This is a genomic window from Pseudomonas sp. SWRI179, from assembly GCF_014268705.1.
In the GTDB taxonomy this organism is placed as follows: Bacteria; Pseudomonadota; Gammaproteobacteria; order Pseudomonadales; family Pseudomonadaceae; genus Aquipseudomonas; species Aquipseudomonas zanjanensis.
In genome coordinates this window covers 1-17,008 of the sequence record NZ_JABWRA010000035.1, presented here as the reverse complement: position 1 = coordinate 17,008, position 17,008 = coordinate 1, and the positions used below count along the sequence as shown (strand labels likewise).

At 61.8% G+C, this 17,008-nt stretch carries 16 protein-coding genes; 13 read left to right on the top strand and 3 right to left on the bottom strand.

What is annotated here, in order from left to right; translation table 11 throughout:
- Positions 1-46 precede the first annotated feature (46 nt).
- On the top strand, positions 47-2,062 hold the full coding sequence (locus HU767_RS19325) for a M3 family metallopeptidase (protein ID WP_186730244.1): 2,016 nt from the start codon (positions 47-49) through the stop codon (positions 2,060-2,062).
- Here the strand turns inward: HU767_RS19325 and HU767_RS19320 are convergent.
- Positions 2,038-2,718 (bottom strand): tyrosine-protein phosphatase, encoded by a 681-nt coding sequence (locus tag HU767_RS19320; protein WP_186730243.1) that lies wholly within the window; start codon positions 2,716-2,718, stop codon positions 2,038-2,040. The genes HU767_RS19325 and HU767_RS19320 overlap by 25 nt on opposite strands.
- A 393-nt stretch (positions 2,719-3,111) precedes the next feature.
- Here HU767_RS19320 and HU767_RS19315 point away from each other — a divergent pair, with 393 nt between their 5' ends.
- The 3 genes from HU767_RS19315 (at position 3,112) to HU767_RS19305 (ending at position 6,723) form a co-directional block, all read left to right on the top strand.
- On the top strand, positions 3,112-4,170 hold the full coding sequence (locus tag HU767_RS19315; RefSeq protein WP_186730242.1) for a PA0069 family radical SAM protein: 1,059 nt from the start codon (positions 3,112-3,114) through the stop codon (positions 4,168-4,170).
- A 200-nt stretch (positions 4,171-4,370) separates the two neighbouring features.
- Positions 4,371-5,102: a carbonic anhydrase gene (locus HU767_RS19310; RefSeq protein WP_053127002.1), complete on the top strand. Its 732-nt coding sequence runs from the start codon at positions 4,371-4,373 to the stop codon at positions 5,100-5,102.
- A 91-nt stretch (positions 5,103-5,193) separates the two neighbouring features.
- Positions 5,194-6,723, top strand: coding sequence for a SulP family inorganic anion transporter (locus HU767_RS19305; RefSeq protein WP_186708272.1), 1,530 nt, complete (start codon positions 5,194-5,196; stop codon positions 6,721-6,723).
- A 258-nt stretch (positions 6,724-6,981) separates the two neighbouring features.
- Here the strand turns inward: HU767_RS19305 and HU767_RS19300 are convergent, their stop codons facing one another.
- A complete protein-coding gene (locus tag HU767_RS19300) occupies positions 6,982-7,632 on the bottom strand; it encodes a hypothetical protein (RefSeq protein WP_186730241.1) in 651 nt (216 codons plus the stop codon).
- A gap of 372 nt (positions 7,633-8,004) precedes the next feature.
- On the opposite strand from HU767_RS19300, the gene coxB reads away from it, so the two are divergent.
- From coxB to HU767_RS19280, 4 genes are all read left to right on the top strand, one after another.
- The gene (gene coxB / locus HU767_RS19295; RefSeq protein WP_186708276.1) at positions 8,005-9,132 is read left to right on the top strand and encodes a cytochrome c oxidase subunit II; all 1,128 of its coding nucleotides are present in this window, start codon (positions 8,005-8,007) and stop codon (positions 9,130-9,132) included.
- Between the two features lie 82 nt (positions 9,133-9,214).
- The gene (gene ctaD, locus HU767_RS19290; protein WP_186708278.1) at positions 9,215-10,801 is read left to right on the top strand and encodes a cytochrome c oxidase subunit I; all 1,587 of its coding nucleotides are present in this window, start codon (positions 9,215-9,217) and stop codon (positions 10,799-10,801) included.
- Positions 10,802-10,915: 114 nt separating this feature from the next.
- Positions 10,916-11,467, top strand: a complete 552-nt coding sequence (locus HU767_RS19285; protein ID WP_186708280.1) for a cytochrome c oxidase assembly protein — start codon at positions 10,916-10,918, stop codon at positions 11,465-11,467.
- A 24-nt stretch (positions 11,468-11,491) separates the two neighbouring features.
- Positions 11,492-12,379, top strand: coding sequence for a cytochrome c oxidase subunit 3 (locus tag HU767_RS19280; RefSeq protein WP_186708282.1), 888 nt, complete (start codon positions 11,492-11,494; stop codon positions 12,377-12,379).
- A 24-nt stretch (positions 12,380-12,403) separates the two neighbouring features.
- Here the strand turns inward: HU767_RS19280 and HU767_RS19275 are convergent, their stop codons facing one another.
- Complete coding sequence (locus HU767_RS19275) at positions 12,404-12,607, bottom strand: twin transmembrane helix small protein (RefSeq protein ID WP_186708284.1); 204 nt, start codon at positions 12,605-12,607, stop codon at positions 12,404-12,406.
- 70 nt (positions 12,608-12,677) lie between these two features.
- Here HU767_RS19275 and HU767_RS19270 point away from each other — a divergent pair, with 70 nt between their 5' ends.
- From HU767_RS19270 to HU767_RS19250, 5 genes are read left to right on the top strand one after another with little or no spacing between them, the layout of a single operon-like run.
- Positions 12,678-13,415 carry an SURF1 family protein gene (locus tag HU767_RS19270; RefSeq protein WP_186708286.1) on the top strand — a complete coding sequence of 246 codons (738 nt, stop codon included), beginning with the start codon at positions 12,678-12,680 and terminating at the stop codon, positions 13,413-13,415.
- Entirely contained in the window at positions 13,381-13,974 is a 594-nt protein-coding gene (locus HU767_RS19265) for a hypothetical protein (RefSeq protein ID WP_186708288.1), read from the top strand. Before HU767_RS19270 ends, HU767_RS19265 begins: the two co-directional genes overlap by 35 nt.
- Before the next feature lie 10 nt (positions 13,975-13,984).
- Complete coding sequence (locus HU767_RS19260) at positions 13,985-15,064, top strand: COX15/CtaA family protein (RefSeq protein WP_186708290.1); 1,080 nt, start codon at positions 13,985-13,987, stop codon at positions 15,062-15,064.
- Positions 15,052-15,951 carry a heme o synthase gene (gene cyoE / locus HU767_RS19255; RefSeq protein ID WP_018600879.1) on the top strand — a complete coding sequence of 300 codons (900 nt, stop codon included), beginning with the start codon at positions 15,052-15,054 and terminating at the stop codon, positions 15,949-15,951. The genes HU767_RS19260 and cyoE overlap by 13 nt, the downstream gene beginning before the upstream one ends.
- Positions 15,948-16,583: an SCO family protein gene (locus HU767_RS19250; protein ID WP_053126982.1), complete on the top strand. Its 636-nt coding sequence runs from the start codon at positions 15,948-15,950 to the stop codon at positions 16,581-16,583. Before cyoE ends, HU767_RS19250 begins: the two co-directional genes overlap by 4 nt.
- Positions 16,584-17,008 lie beyond the last annotated feature (425 nt).

Sequence of the window (17,008 nt, the reverse complement as noted above, 5' to 3'; positions counted from 1 at the left end):
TCCTCCCCAGACTGCCGTGACACGTCCAGACTGACAGGAAGTCTCCATGCGCCACGCTGATAACCCACTGCTGCAGGCCTATGACCTGCCGCCGTTTTCCGACATTAAAGCCGAACACTTTTCCCCGGCCCTCGACCAGATCATCATCGAAAGCCGCGCCAAAGTAGCCGAGATCATCCGGACTCAAGCACCTTTTCCCACCTGGGACGACCTGGTGTTGGCCATGGATGAAATCCATGCGCGACTCAGGGGGTTCGGTTATGTGCTGGAGCGCCTGGCATCCACCAGGACCGCAGACGCCTGGAAGCAGGCTTCGCTCGACTGCACCCCACGCTTGCAGCAGTTCAAGCGGTCGCTAAAACAGAACCCCGAGCTCTTCCAACTCTATCAACGCTTGGCGGACAGCGAGATCGCCAAGCATTTCTCCTCAGTGAGAAAGCGGACCCTGGAAAAGATCCTCAGGCAATTTCGCCGCAACGGGCTGGGGTCCGATTCGCAGCCGGCCTTGGAGGATTTGCAACTGCGCATCCAAGGCGCCCGGAGCCTGTTCCAGGAACATTTGCATGAGGCCAACAAAGCCTGGAGCCGAACATTTGATGATCAAGCCCGATTGGGTGGCCTGCCGCTTGCCTTCAGGCAGCGCATGGCCGAGCAGGCCCGTGAACAGGGGCGCACGGGATGGTTGTTGACCCTCGATGAAGAATCGTTTCGTATCGTCATGCGTTACGCGGACGATGCCGTGCTGCGCAAGCAGGTGTATGTCGCCTACAGCACGCGCGCGTCCGATCAAGGGCCACATGCCGGCGTGTACGACAACGGCGATGTGCTGTGGCAGTTGCTCAGGGATCGTCATGAGTTGGCCACCCTGCTGGGCTATTCGAATTACGCTCAGTTGGCGCTCGAACCGGAACAAGCCCAGTCGCCGGAAGAGGTCCAGACTTTCCTGCAAGGCCTGCTGGAACAGCAGCAAAGCGTGTTTATCCGCGACAGCGCGCAGTTGGAGGCATTTGCCCAAGCCCAGGGTTTCAGCGGGTTGCAGCCATGGAACTATCAATACCTGGCACAAAAGCTTCGCCAGCAAATGACCGGCGTCTCGGAACAGACCGTCAGCGCCTGGTTCGAGTTGGAATCGACCTTTTCACGGATGCTGCTGGTCGCCCGGGACCTGTTCGGCGTGGACATCATCGAACGTCGGGACGTGGCGACCTGGCACCCGCAGGTGCGTCTTCTTGAAGTTTTCGAACGGGGCGAGCTTCTGGGCTATCTCTATTTCGATCCGTTCGAGGACCCGAATCAGGAAAGCTTTCCCAATACCTCCACCCTGCGAAACCGCCGCATCACCGCCGAAGGCCGACCTCGCTATCCGATCGCCACGCTGCACGGCTGGCTGCCGCGGGGTTCACGTGCCAGCCCGGTGCTGCTTGATCATCTGCAACTGCGAATGCTTTTTCACGAATTGGGCCACTGTTTGCACCATGTGCTGAGCCGGGTCGAATATCGCGCTGTTTCGGGTATTTCCGAGCTGTCCCGGGATTCGGCGGAATTCGCTGGCGTACTGCTCGAACAATGGTGCTTCACCAAGCAATGCCTGGTGCGCCTGTCCAGGCATCACCAAACCGGGGCGCCCCTGCCCGATGCCATTGCCGATCAGTTGCTGGCTTATCTCGACACCCAGACCAGTTGGGATACAGCCGCGTTCTTGCGCGATGCGTTGTTCGACATGGAGCTGCACCGCAGCCATGGCGACGGACGAACGGCCCAGCAGGTCTTCGATCAAATCAACGCACAGGTCGGACATCTGCCCGTGTTCGCGAACGAACGTTGGCCCAATGGCCTGGACTACATCGTCACGGGCTACGCCGCCGGCATCTACGCCTATGCCTGGTCGAAACAACTGGCCGACACGGTGTTCAAGCGATTCAAGCGCAACGGGCTGTTCGATAGGCAAACGTGCAAGGCATTACGCGAGACGATATTCGAACGGGGCGATTCACGGCCGCTGTCCGAATCCATCACCGCGTTCTTGCAGGCGACCGATCAGCGTGGAGGCACCAGCGCCTGAGGGTCGAGGGGACGTGTCGTCGTGGTCGAGTTGACCCAACTTTCCAGGGAGCAAAGGGCAAAGACGCTGGTGCTGCAATCGCCGTTCGCCAACGCCACGCGGAGTTTGTCGACATCGGCCTGCATCATGTAGCGCACGCCGTCCTTGAAATGATGGCTGTCGCCGAAGCCACCTTCGGTCATTTCATTCAACGCGTCCTCTTTGCTCCAGCCCTGCACCACCACCCGGTACATGGCGGCCACCAGCCCGGTGCGGTCCGAGCCGTGCTTGCAGTGCATCAGCACCGGCCCCTTGGCTTCGGCCGCCTGGACGGCGCGCAAGGCCCTGAGGATGTCACTGTCATCGACGTGATTGGTGCGGTAGGGCAACTGCACCTGCTCGATGCCGGGGGTGGACAGCCAGCGCTTGTCCGACTGCGGCAGGAAGGTGATGACCGTGCCGATCCGCAGCTTCGTCAGCAAAGGCACGGCGCCGCCGTCTGGCAGGGAGCTGCGGTAGAGGGTCGGTGACATCTGGTAGAGGTTGTAGTCCTTTTCCACCGGCTGCGCCCATTCAGCGGGCCTGGTCTCGGCAACCTCGCCCGCCTGGGCCGCCGAGTCGGCAAGTATCACGAGCAAGGCCAGGCTGAACAGCGAATGAAAACAGAGCTTGAGCATCAGGAGGCGACCGATAACCAGGGAATGTGGTGACGATCAGTTTCGGTTCGCCCCGGTTAAAACTCCGTGAGCAGGACGTCAAAGCGTCGTGAATGTCGTAATGCCGTTCACTTAAGAAAAATGATGACCCTGTGGCGAGGGAGCTTGCTCCCGCTCGGCTGCGAAGCAGTCGTAAACCGGCGGGTGCGGTGTGTCTGATACGCCGCAACTGGCAGGTTTTGGGGCCGCTTCGCGGCCCAGCGGGAGCAAGCTCCCTCGCCACGGGTTTGTCGATTGCCTTAAGTGAACAGCATTTGCGTGAATGTCGGCTTTGTTCCGTGACCCGCCCAATGGCACTGGCCTGAACCGCAATCAGCGAATACTGTATGCACATACAGCTTTCGGAGTATTCCCATGCCTGCCTCCCTTCCACCTCGCGGCCGCGGCACCGCGACCAACCCGCACAACCGCTTCGCCCCGAATCGCTCGGTGGTCGAGGATGACGGCTGGTATCAGGAAGTCCCGCCGACCCAGGGCACCGAAGTGCGCATCGAAACGGCGAAGACCATCATTACCCGCAACACCTCGTCCGATATCCCATTCGACCGCTCGATCAACCCGTACCGAGGCTGTGAACACGGCTGCATCTACTGCTATGCGCGGCCCAGCCACGCCTATTGGGACCTGTCGCCGGGGTTGGATTTCGAAACGAAGCTGATCGCCAAGACCAATGCCGCCGACGTGCTGGAGGAGCAATTGTCCCGGCGCGGCTATCAATGCGCGCCGATCGCACTGGGCTCCAACACCGACCCCTATCAGCCGATCGAACGGGAACAACGGATAACCCGGCGGATCCTCGAGGTGCTGCTGCGTTATCGGCATCCGGTGACCATCGTCACCAAGGGCTCGCTGATCCTGCGCGACCTGGACCTGCTGACCGAACTGGCACAGCAACGCCTGGTGCACGTGATGATCAGCCTCACCACCCTGGACGATGAGCTCAAGCGCATTCTCGAACCCCGGGCGGCGGCGCCCAAGGCGCGGCTGCGGGCGATCAAGGTCATGCGTGAGGCAGGCATCAACGTGGGCGTGCTCTGCGCACCGATGATCCCGATGATCAACGACAGCGAGATCGAGAGCCTGCTGGCCGAAGCCCACGCCGCCGGCGCGCAGAATGCCGCCTACGTGATGCTGCGCCTGCCGCTGGAAGTCGCGCCGCTGTTCGAGGAGTGGCTGCAGGCGCACTACCCGCAACGCGCCGCCCATGTACTGAGCCTGGTGCGCCAGAGCCGCGGTGGCGAGCTGTATGACAGCCGCTTCGGTGCGCGAATGCGCGGCGAAGGCCCGTTCGCCGACCTGCTGGCCCAGCGCTTCGCCAAGGCACTCAAGCGCCTGGGACTGGAGCGACGCGACGGATACAATCTCGATTGCGCTGCCTTCTGTCCGCCGGGCCGACAGATGTCATTGATTTGATTAAAGTTGACCCTGGAAAGACCACTGGGCATGAGCTGCGCCAGTGTTTCGCCACCCCTGGAATCATTGTCCTAGAGCCTTCGATTTCAGTTTGAGTTAAGTTTCGGCCGCTACCTTGTTCAGCGAGTGACTGACGGGTCGCAGATGTCGACCTGGATGTTTTAGCCACTGGCGTCATACCGTCAAAAGAGGATGAATCAATGAGTGACAAGGATAAACAGCCGTTGGCTGCGTCGGCTTCAGCCCAACCCGTGGCGGAAACCGCCGATGCAGCGCTGCAGCATATTGTTGACGGCTTTTTGCATTTCCATCACGAGATCTTTCCGCAACAGGAAGAGCTCTTCAAGAAACTCGCCACCGCCCAGGCGCCCCGGGCGATGTTCATCACCTGCGCCGATTCGCGCATCGTGCCCGAGCTGATCACCCATAGCTCCCCCGGCGACCTGTTCGTGACCCGCAACGTCGGCAACGTCGTTCCGCCTTACGGGCAGATGAATGGCGGCGTCTCCACCGCCATCGAATACGCCGTGCTGGCCCTCGGTGTGCAACACATCATTGTTTGCGGCCATTCCGATTGCGGCGCCATGCGTGCCGTGCTGAACCCGGACACCCTGGAAAAAATGCCCACGGTAAAAGCCTGGCTGCGCCACGCCGAAGTGGCCAAGACCATGGTCCACGACAACTGTCCGTGCGGCGACGAAAAACAGACCATGCCCATCCTCACCGAAGAAAACGTGATCGCGCAGTTGCAGCATTTGCGAACGCATCCCTCGGTCGCGTCGCGCATGGCCAGCGGTCAGTTGTTCATCCATGGCTGGGTGTACAACATCGAGACCAGCGAGATCAAAGCCTTTGACGCGGACCAGGGACGTTTCCTGCCGCTCGATGGCAGCCATCCGATACCGGTGGCGACGCCCAAAGCGCGCTTCTAACCACTCCTAATCATCCTTGTGTGGTTCTAGCCTTACCGCTATCCAGGCGGTAGGGCCTCGCCATGCCTGAAGAAACTTCGGGAGAGTCGCCATGCGTGCTGCTCAACTAAAAGCTGTTCTGCCACGGGAGCTATTGGCTTCGGTGGTTGTGTTCCTGGTGGCGCTGCCCTTGTGCATGGGCATTGCCATCGCCTCCGGCCTGCCGCCGGCCAAGGGCCTGATTACCGGCATCATCGGTGGTCTGGTAGTGGGTTTCCTGGCTGGCTCGAAGCTGCAAGTCAGCGGTCCGGCCGCCGGGTTGGCGGTGTTGGTCTTCGAACTGGTGCGCCAGCATGGCGTGGCCATGCTCGGGCCGATCCTGCTGCTGGCCGGCCTGCTGCAATTGCTGGCCGGGCGCTTTCGCCTGGGTTGCTGGTTCCGGGTCACCGCGCCAGCCGTGGTGTACGGGATGCTCGCGGGTATCGGCGTGCTGATCGTGTTGTCCCAGGTCCATGTGATGCTGGACGCGGCGCCCAAGCCCTCCGGGCTGGATAACCTCGCGGCGTTCCCGGCGGCTGTGGCCCAGGCCTTGCCGTCCTTCGGCTGGCAGGCCGGCCTGCTCGGTCTGTCGACGATCGCGGTGATGTGGCTGTGGGAGAAGTTTCGCCCCCACAGCCTGCGCTTCGTTCCCGGCGCCTTGCTGGGCGTCGGCCTGGCGACCGTCGCCAGCCTACTGCTGGCCTTGCAGGTCAAGCGCGTGGAGGTTCCGGAGAACCTGGCCGAAGCCATTGATTGGCTGCGCCCGGCGGACCTGCTGAACCTGGCCGACCCAACGCTGCTGATCGCCGCGTTCGCGGTGGCCTTCATCGCCAGTGCCGAAACCCTGCTGTCGGCGGCCGCCGTGGATCGCATGCACAGCGGTGAACGTGCGGACTTCGACCGGGAACTGTCGGCGCAAGGGATCGGCAACATGCTCTGCGGCCTGCTCGGCGCCCTGCCGATGACCGGGGTGATCGTGCGCAGTTCGGCCAACGTCCAAGCCGGGGCCACCACGCGGATGTCGACGATTTTCCACGGCCTGTGGTTGCTGCTGTTCGTGCTGTTGCTGTCCAGCGTGCTGCAAAGCATTCCGGTGGCGAGCCTGGCCGGCGTGCTGGTCTACACCGGTTTTAAACTGGTGGACCTCAAGGCGTTTCGAAGCCTGGGCCGTTATGGCCGGATGCCGATGTTCACCTACGCCGCCACGGCGCTGGCGATCATCTTCACCGACCTGCTGACCGGCGTGCTGATCGGCTTCGGCCTGACCCTGGTGAAACTGGCCTGGAAAGCCTCGCGCCTGAAAATCAGCCTGATCGACCTGCCTCAGGAAGGCGAGATGGAATTGCGCCTGGTGGGTGCGGCCACCTTCCTCAAGGTGCCGGCGCTGACCCAGGTGCTGGGCACCATCCCAACGGGCGCGACCGTGCACGTGCCGCTCAATAACCTGAGCTACATCGATCACTCGTGCCTGGAGTTGCTGGAAGAATGGGGCCGGGCGAATGCCAGCAAGGGGTCGAAGCTGCTGATTGAATCCCGTGGGCTCAAGCGTCGATTGGAAGGGCGGTTGCGCACGACCGTAGGGGTTGGTGCAGCGACCGGTTAACCATGCCCCTGTGGGAGCGAGCCTGCTCGCGATGGCGGTGGATCAGTCGACATAGATGTTGAATGTCCAACCGCTTTCGCGAGCAGGCTCGCTCCCACAAGGGGCTGGTGCTGGACACCTATTTTATGAACACCACGGATCCAATGTGGGAGCGGGCTTGCTCGCGAAGGCGGTGGATCAGTTGGCTAATAGACTGCCTGACACTCCGCCTTCGCGAGCAAGCCCGCTCCCACAAGGGTTCCATGCTTTCCTGATGAGTCAAGCCGCCGGCTGATCCAGTTCCAGGCCCACACCCAAGCGACGGGACATGCACGGCCAGCGCTTCCAGGCGGCGCCGGTCTCAGGGCTGCTGAGCTTCTCGCGATAGGCTTCTACTGATTCCAAGGCAAACGTCTCGTCGTTGAGCATCTCGTCGAACGTGTGATGCACCACTTCATCGAGCTGGTTGGCAAATGCCTCACCGATCAACTGGTGGGCGATCAGGTTGGCGACCGTCATGTCCAAGGGGATCAATGGCTGGCCGAAATGCTTGATATAAAGGTCATTCACCTCTTCGACAAACCGGTGCGCCAGATAGGCTTCGTCCAGCAGGCTGTCGAGCCCGACATGCCCGGCCATGATCGTCGGCGGCTGGAGGAAATACTGCTCGGCAATCTTCAGGACCGGTTTGATTTGCGACTCGATACCCGCCTCTCTCGCAACGTCGTTTGCCGCGTCCAGCAGATCGGGCACTTCGTGGATGTAGGCGGCGACAAAACGCGCCAGGACATCGTTGGCGTTCGCATCTGGTAGCTGGATAGCGGGGTGCAGCGTTGGTAACTGGGCCGTCAGCTGACGGCTCAACAGGCCGGTCTCGGCTTCGTGTTGTTGGGCTTTTTGGATCTGCTCGCGCAATGCGGCGGTGTTCATGACAACTCCAGGAAACAAAGGCAATGAAATAGGGAAGACATAACTTAGCTGGCGCAAAAACACTCCTAAGACCTATTTTTCATAACTGCCCCTTCCTTGCTGCGTCACAGTTATATCGGTTTGCCATCACTCAGTTCGCATCCTTCTCCATTCGTGGGCTCTAGCGCAAGCCCCGGCTGTTTCAAACGATTTACGCCATCGCGTTGCGAGGTTGCAGGTGCTGTCTATACTCGGTTTGGAATGGAGTTAGCTGATGACACCCGATTGCATGTGCAGCAAGGCGCGGCGAGTCAATTAAGCAGTCTGAATAGCCGATCCCTTGCCGCAGGCTTTACGCCTACGGGATAACAAGAACGATAAGGGGAACCCGCAATGACGCGACATCCACACGTATGGATGGGCCTCCTGTTGTGGTCGATTTTCAGTCAGGCACAAGCGGCCTGGACTGTGAATATGGCGCCTGGAGCGACACAGATCAGCAACGCAGTGTTCGACCTGCACATGACCATCTTCTGGATCTGTGTGGTCATCGGCATCATCGTCTTCGGCGCCATGTTCTGGTCGATGATGATGCACCGCCGCTCAACCGGCCAGAATGCCGCGCACTTTCACGAAAACACCCGCGTCGAAATCCTCTGGACCATCGTGCCCTTCCTGATCCTGGTGCTGATGGCGATTCCTGCCACCGCGACCCTGATCAAGATGTACGACTCCAGTGAGTCGGAGATCGATATCCAGGTCACCGGCTACCAGTGGAAGTGGCACTACAAGTACCTGGGCCAGGACGTCGAGTTCTTCAGCAACCTGGCGACCCCCGCCGAACAGATCCACAACCAGAGCGCCAAGGGCGAGCACTACCTGTTGGAAGTCGACAAGCCGCTGGTGCTGCCGGTCGATGCCAAGGTGCGCTTTTTGGTGACCTCCGCCGACGTGATCCACTCCTGGTGGGTGCCGGCCTTCGCGGTCAAGCGCGATGCCATTCCGGGGTTCGTCAACGAAGCCTGGACCCGCGTCGACAAGCCCGGCCTCTATCGCGGCCAATGCGCCGAGCTGTGCGGCAAGGACCACGGCTTCATGCCGATCGTGGTGGAGGTCAAGAGCAAGCCCGACTACGAGAAATGGCTGGGCGAACGCAAGGCCGAAGCCGCGCAGCTCAAGGAGCTGACCAGCAAGGAATGGACCCGCGAAGAGCTCGTCGAGCGTGGCGACAAGGTCTATCACACCACCTGCGTGGCCTGCCACCAGGCCGAAGGCCAAGGCTTGCCGCCGATGTTCCCGGCGCTCAAGGGCTCGAAAATCGCCACCGGGCCGATCAAGGATCACCTGAACATTGTCTTCCACGGCAAGCCCGGCACCTCCATGGCAGCCTTCGGCAAACAACTGTCGGAAGTCGATATCGCCGCGGTCGTGACCTATGAACGCAACGCCTGGGGCAACAACAAGGGCGACATGGTGACGCCTAAAGAAGTGCTGGAACTCAAACAGGCGGAAAGCCAATGAGCCGGCCCGACGCTCGTTCCCAAAACCGGTCGGGGCGCGTTGCCCCGCGCCGTCCAGCCCATTGGTTCGAAGGAGAAAGGACATGAGTGCTGTGATCGATGACCACGGTCATGCCGACCACGCCCACGGCCCCGCCAAGGGCCTGATGCGCTGGGTGCTGACCACCAACCACAAGGACATCGGCACGCTGTACCTGTGGTTCGCCTTCTCGATGTTCCTGCTGGGCGGCTCGTTCGCCATGGTGATCCGCGCCGAGCTGTTCCAGCCCGGTTTGCAGATCGTGCAGCCGGAATTCTTCAACCAGATGACCACCATGCATGGCCTGGTGATGGTCTTCGGCGCGGTGATGCCGGCGTTCGTCGGCCTTGCCAACTGGATGGTCCCACTGATGATCGGCGCGCCGGACATGGCCCTGCCGCGCATGAACAACTTCAGCTTCTGGCTGTTGCCGGCGGCGTTCCTGATGTTGGTCTCGACGCTGTTCACTCCCGGCGGCGGGCCGAACTTCGGCTGGACCTTCTATGCGCCGCTGTCCACCACCTACGCGCCGGAAAGCGTGACGTTCTTCATCTTTGCCATCCACCTGATGGGCATCAGCTCGATCATGGGGGCGATCAACGTGGTCGCCACCATCCTCAACCTGCGCGCCCCCGGCATGACCCTGATGAAAATGCCACTGTTCGTCTGGACCTGGCTGATCACCGCGTTCCTGCTGATCGCGGTGATGCCGGTGCTGGCCGGCTGCGTGACGATGATGCTGATGGACATCCACTTCGGCACCAGCTTCTTCAGTGCCGCCGGTGGCGGTGACCCGGTGCTGTTCCAGCACGTGTTCTGGTTCTTCGGCCACCCCGAGGTGTACATCATGATCCTGCCGGCCTTCGGTGCCGTCAGCTCGATCATCCCGGCGTTCTCGCGCAAGCCGTTGTTCGGTTACACCTCGATGGTCTACGCCACGGCCGCCATTGCGTTCCTGTCGTTCATCGTCTGGGCGCACCACATGTTCGTGGTCGGCATCCCGCTGGTGGGCGAGCTGTTCTTCATGTACGCGACCCTGCTGATCGCCGTGCCCACCGGGGTGAAGGTGTTCAACTGGGCCAGCACCATGTGGCAGGGCTCGCTGACCTTCGAGACGCCGATGCTGTTCGCCGTGGCGTTCGTGATCCTGTTTTCCATCGGCGGTTTCTCCGGGCTCATGCTGGCCATCGCCCCGGCGGACTTCCAGTACCAGGACACCTACTTCGTGGTCGCGCACTTCCACTACGTGCTGGTGCCCGGGGCGATCTTCGGGATCTTTGCCTCGGCCTACTACTGGCTGCCGAAATGGACCGGCCACATGTACGACGAAACCCTTGGCAAGCTGCACTTCTGGCTGTCGTTCATCGGCATGAACCTGGCGTTCTTCCCGATGCATTTCGTGGGCCTGGCGGGCATGCCCCGGCGGATTCCCGACTACAACCTGCAGTTCGCCGACTTCAACATGGTCTCGTCCATCGGCGCGTTCATGTTCGGCACCACGCAGATCTTCTTCCTGTTCATCGTGATCAAGACCATCCGCGGCGGCCCCCCGGCACCGGCCAAGCCATGGGATGGGGCCGAAGGGCTGGAGTGGAGCGTGCCGTCGCCGGCGCCGTATCACACGTTTACTACGCCGCCGGAAGTGAAATGAATGTGGGAGCGGGCTTGCTCGCGAAGAACGATGACGCGGTGTTCCTGTTAGACCGTAGCGCCTGCTTCGCGAGCAAGCCCGCTCCCACAGAGTTATCTGTAGGGGTTCAGAATCATGGCTGACTCGATCTCGCTGAAAAAACTGGTCACCCGCCTGCTGCTGGTGGTGGTGGCCATGTTCATCTTCGGGTTTGCCCTGGTGCCGATCTACGACGTGATGTGCAAGGCGTTCGGCATCAACGGCAAGACCGGCGGGCAGTACGAAGGCGAGCAGGTCGTCGATGAGTCACGCCAGGTGCGTGTGCAGTTCCTGTCGACCAACGCGGTGGACATGGTCTGGGACTTCTACCCCAAGGGCGATGAGCTGGTGGTCAAGGCCGGGGCGGTCAACGAGATGGTGTTTGTCGCGCACAACCCCACCGACCGGCCGATGAGCGCCCAGGCGGTGCCGAGCATCTCGCCGAGCAACGCGGCGGCGTATTTCCACAAGACCGAATGTTTTTGTTTTACCCAGCAAGTGCTGCAACCCGGCGAACGCATCGAAATGCCCATGCGCTTCATCGTCGACCGGGACATGCCCAAGGAAGTGAAGCATCTGACGCTGTCCTACACGCTGTTCGACATCACCGCTCGTCATCCACCGGTGGCTCTAAACACTGACCGATAGCGTGCCCGATAAGGAGAACAATAAATGGCAACTCATGAGCACTATTACGTTCCGGCCCAGAGCAAATGGCCGATCATCGCCACGGTCGGGATGTTCGTCACGGTGTACGGCCTGGCGACCTGGTTCAACGACCTGAAAGCCGACCGCCCGGATTCCCACGGCCCGCTGATCTTTTTCGTCGGCGGCCTGCTGGTGGCCTACATGCTGTTCGGCTGGTTCGGCGCGGTCATCAAGGAAAGCCGCGCCGGGCTGTACAGCGCCCAGCTCGACCGCTCGTTCCGCTGGGGCATGAGCTGGTTCATCTTTTCCGAAGTGATGTTCTTCGTCGCCTTCTTTGGTGCGCTGTTCTATGTGCGCATGGTCTCGGCGCCGGGGTTGGCCGGTGAAGGCAGCAAGGGTTTATCGGAGATGCTCTGGCCGAACTTCGAATACGTCTGGCCGTTGTTGAACAACCCCGACCCCAAGCTATTCCCACCGCCCAAGGATGTGATCAGCCCTTGGGGCTTGCCGCTGCTCAACACCATTCTGCTGGTCAGTTCCAGCGTCACCGTGACCATCGCCCACCATGCCCTGAAAAAAGGCCATCGTGGCGCGCTGAAAATCTGGCTGGCGATCACCGTGCTGCTGGGGTGCGCCTTCCTGGGCTTCCAGGCCGAGGAATACATCCACGCCTATAAAGAGCTGGGCCTGACGTTGGGCTCGGGGATCTACGGCGCGACGTTCTTCATGCTCACGGGCTTTCACGGCGCCCACGTCACCATTGGCACGATCATTTTGTTCGTGATGCTGATGCGCATCATGCGCGGGCATTTCGACAACGAGCACCAGTTCGGCTTCGAGGCCGCGAGCTGGTATTGGCACTTCGTCGACGTGGTGTGGATCGGCTTGTTCTTCTTCGTCTACATCCTCTGAGGCAGCCGTTACCAGGGCGGCGCTTTACCAAGGAGCATGCGACACCAACTGGCCGCTGAAAAAGCCCCAGGCGATCAAGCCGACGGTGACGGCGGCCAAGGCGACACGAATCGCCAGGGCGATGGCCAGTCGATTGGAACTGCTGTCGTCCTTGACCAGAAAAAACAGGCCGCTGAACAGGCTGGCAATCGTGGCGATCAGCATCAGGGCGATGGCTGCTTTGAGCATTAGGGACACTCCGGGGGGACGCGATGCACGTGAGTATAGCTATCCCGTTCGACAGCTTTCGGGCGACGCCATGAAAGGCTTCCGGCCGGGCATCGTGCCGTCATTGGTGGTGGCCGTGCTGGTGCCGGTGATGGTGTGCCTGGGGTTCTGGCAATTGAGCCGGGGCGAACAGAAGCGTGTGCTCATGGACACTTACGCCGAGCGCCGCGTGGCGGCGCCGATGGACAGCAGCGAGCTGGCGCACACCGCCGATCCGGCCTTTCGACCGGTCACGCTGCAAGGCCAGTTCGACGCCGAGCACAGCATCCTGCTGGACAACCGCCAGCACGGCGGCAAGGTCGGTGTCGAACTGCTGCAACCGTTCCTCGACCACCGCACCGGGCTGTGGCTGCTGGTCAATCGCGGCTGGCTGCCCTGGCCGGACCGGCGCATCCCGCCCGTGTTCAACACCCCGGAACAACCCGTGAGCCTTCAGGCCTGGGTCTACGTCGCCCCGGGCGCCACCTTTCAACTTCACGCCGACCCGGCCGGCGCCCCCTGGCCGCGACTGGTCACCGCCATCGAGCCGGACAAGCTCTGGGCCGACCTCGACCGCAACGGCTTCGCCTATGAATTACGCCAACAAAGCGGCCCCGGCGCCTACCGGACCGATTGGCCGGTGGTGGCCATGGGGCCGGAAAAACACCTCGGCTATGCCGTGCAGTGGTTCGCCATGGCGGCGGCGCTGTTCGGCCTGTTCCTTTATCTCGGATGGCACAACGCAGGGAGACACCATGGGAAACACCATGAATCCAACCAACACGTCTGAGGCGCCCGACGCACGCAGCCGTCGCAAGGGGCGCGTGCAATTGCTGTTGATCGTGCTGGGCGTGATCGGCCCGATGATCCTCGCCACCGGCATGTACAAATTCCAGTTCTGGGTGCCCGACAGTCGCAGCTACCACGGCGAGCTGATCGGCACCGGCCAGACCCGCGCCGAGATTGGCGTACAAGCCGATGAGCAACGCTGGCAGATCCTGGTCACCGCGCCGCAGGAGTGTTCGGTGGACTGCCGCCAATTGGTCTATCTGGCGCGGCAGGTGCAGATCGGCCTGGGACGCGATGCCGGCCGCGCCAGCCATGCCCTGGCCATCTCGCAGCCGCTGGACAGCGAGTACGACGCCCAACTGCAACGCGAGTATCCACAACTGCAACGTTATCCACTGGACCTGCCGGCGTATCAGAAAGGCGCCCAAGGCTCCGGCGGCGCCCAACTGTGGATCATCGATCCCCACAGCAACCTGGTGCTGCGCTATGACGCCAGGGTCAAGGGCAAGGACCTGCTCAACGACCTGCGCCACCTGCTGAAACTGTCGAACATCGGATGAGGGCATCGACATGGCCAAACCTGGATTTCGCCTCGCGCTGTTTGCCACGCTGCTGGCACTGATCGTCGTCCTGCTGGGCGCCTACACCCGGCTCACCCACGCCGGCCTCGGTTGCCCGGACTGGCCCGGTTGCTACGGCTTCATCAGCGTGCCCAAGAGCGAAGCCCAACTGGCCCATGCCGAGCTGCATTTCCCCGACACCCCGGTGGAAGCCCACAAAGGCTGGAACGAGATGGTCCATCGCTACTTTGCCGGGGCCCTGGGGCTGATGATTACCGCGCTGGCCGCCCGGGCCTGGATGAACCGTCGCCGCCCCGGCCAGCCTTTGAAATTGCCGCTGTTCTTGCTGGCCGTGGTCTTCGCCCAGGCAGCGTTCGGCATGTGGACCGTGACCCTCAAGCTCTGGCCGCAGGTGGTCACCGGGCATTTGCTCGGCGGCTTCGCGACGTTGAGCCTGCTGTTCCTGCTGACGCTGAGATTGTCTGGCGTATTACCCGCGCTGACCGTGCCCAAGCGCCTGCAACATTGGGCCACCGCCGGACTGCTGTTGGTGATCGGCCAGATTGCCCTGGGCGGTTGGGTCAGCTCCAACTATGCCGCCGTGGCGTGTATCGACTTCCCCACCTGCCACGGTCAATGGCTGCCACCGGCGGATTTTGCCAACGGCTTCCACCTGACCCAACACATCGGCCCCAACTACCTCGGCGGGCAACTGGACAGTGACGCCCGCACCGCCATTCACCTGACCCACCGCATCGGCGCCTTGCTGGTGACCGTGGTGCTGCTGGGCCTGGCCTGGCAACTGAAAAACGTCGGCATGACCCGGCTCGCCGGGCTGGTGCTGGCTGCCCTGGCGGCACAAATCACCCTGGGCATCAGCAACGTGCTGTTCCATCTGCCGTTGCCGGTGGCCGTCGCCCACAACGCCGGGGGCGCCGCGTTGTTGCTGACCCTGGTATTGGTCAACTATCACGCCCGTACCAGCCTGGTCCGGGTCAAGCATCAGGTCCCGCTGCGCTGGCGCTTCAACCCGCATAAACACAGCGTCAGCCCTATAACAATAAAAGGAGAGATGCCATGGCAACCTTGACCGGTGAACGCCACAGCCAAGCGATCTGGCGCGACTACCTGGAGCTGACCAAGCCGAAAGTGGTGGTGTTGATGCTGATCACCTCGCTGGTCGGCATGTTCCTCGCCACCCGTGCCGGCGTGCCGTGGACCGTCCTGGTGTTCGGCAACCTCGGCATCGCCCTGTGTGCCGGCGGCGCGGCGGCGGTCAACCATGTGGTGGACCGGCGCATCGACGCGGTGATGGCCCGCACCCACAAGCGGCCCTTGGCCGAGGGCCGGGTCTCGCCGGCCGCCGCACTGACCTTCGCCCTGGCCTTGGCGGTGGCCGGCCAAGCCATGCTGCTGGCGTTCACCAACCCGCTGACGGCCTGGCTGACCCTCGCCTCGTTGCTGGGATATGCGGTGGTGTATACCGGTTTCCTGAAACGGGCGACGCCGCAGAACATCGTCATCGGCGGCCTCGCCGGCGCCGCGCCGCCCCTGCTGGGCTGGGTCGCGGCTACCGGACATGTCAGCGCCGAACCGCTGCTGCTGGTGCTGATCATCTTCGCCTGGACCCCGCCGCACTTCTGGGCCCTAGCGATTCACCGCAAGGAGGAATACGCCAAGGCCGACATCCCGATGCTGCCGGTGACCCACGGCGAGCACTACACCAAGATTCATATCCTGCTGTACACCTTGGTGCTGTTGGCGGTGAGCCTGATGCCGTTCGTGATCCAGATGAGCGGGATGCTGTACCTGATTTGCGCACTGGTGCTGGGTGCCCGGTTCCTGCAATGGGCCGTGGTGTTGTACCGTGGCAGTCGGCCGCACGCGGCGATCAACACCTTCAAGTACTCTATCTGGTACTTGTTCCTGCTGTTCATCGCCCTGCTCGTTGATCACTACTTACTGTTGAGCCTATGACTCGAACCCAGAAAACCGTCTTCATCCTCGCGGCCGTGATCGCAGTGATCCTCGGCCTGACCATCAACAAGGTGCTGTCCAGCAAAGGCCAGGGTGACCCGACGGCGTTGATCGACGCCGGCATCATCCTGCTGCCCCAGAGCCGTAACCTGCCGGACGTGAAAATGACCGACCAGGACGGCCAGCCCGTGGCGATGGACGGGTTGAAAGACAAATGGAGCCTGCTGTTCTTCGGCTACACCTTCTGCCCGGACATCTGCCCGACCACCCTCGCCCAACTGCGCCAGATCAAGAGCGAACTGCCGCCCGAGGCGGTGGCCAAGTTGCAGATCGTACTGGTGAGCGTCGACCCGAATCGCGACACGCCCAAGCAACTCAAGCAGTACCTGGGTTACTTCGACCCGCAATTCAAAGGCCTGACCGCCGCCTCGGTGGAAGACCTGCAGAAACTGGCGAATGCGGTGAGCATTCCCTTCATTCCGGCGGACACCAGCAAGCCCAACTACACGGTTGACCACAGCGGCAATCTTGCCGTGATCGGCCCGGACGGCACCCAGCGTGGGTTTATTCGGGCGCCGTTGAATAACCAGAAGCTGGTGGCGCAGTTGCCGGAGATGCTCAAGCGTAAATAACGGCGCAACCTTTGTAGCGCGGGGACTCGCCCCACCCGTAGGAGCTGTGAGGGGCTGTGTAGGAGCTGTCGAGTGAAACGAGGCTGCGATCTTTTGATTTTGATCTTTCACTCATGACTCAATTGTCTGGGGCAAGATCGCAGCCTCGTTTCACTCGACAGCTCCTACCGGTTCCTACCGATCCAGTTGTTTCAGGAACACCGCCATTTCCGCTAGATAGCTATCGCGAGCAAGCCCCCTCCCACCCCGGACGGTAGTGAACACAATATCTACAACAACCCAATCCCCTGTGGGAGCGAGCCTGCTCGCGATGACGCCAGCCCAGACACCGCCCGTGGCGAGGGAGCTTGCTCCCGCTCGGCTGCGCAGCAGTCGCAAAACCAGACGATGCGGTTTCCCTGAAGAAATGCAGGGGCCTGCTGCGC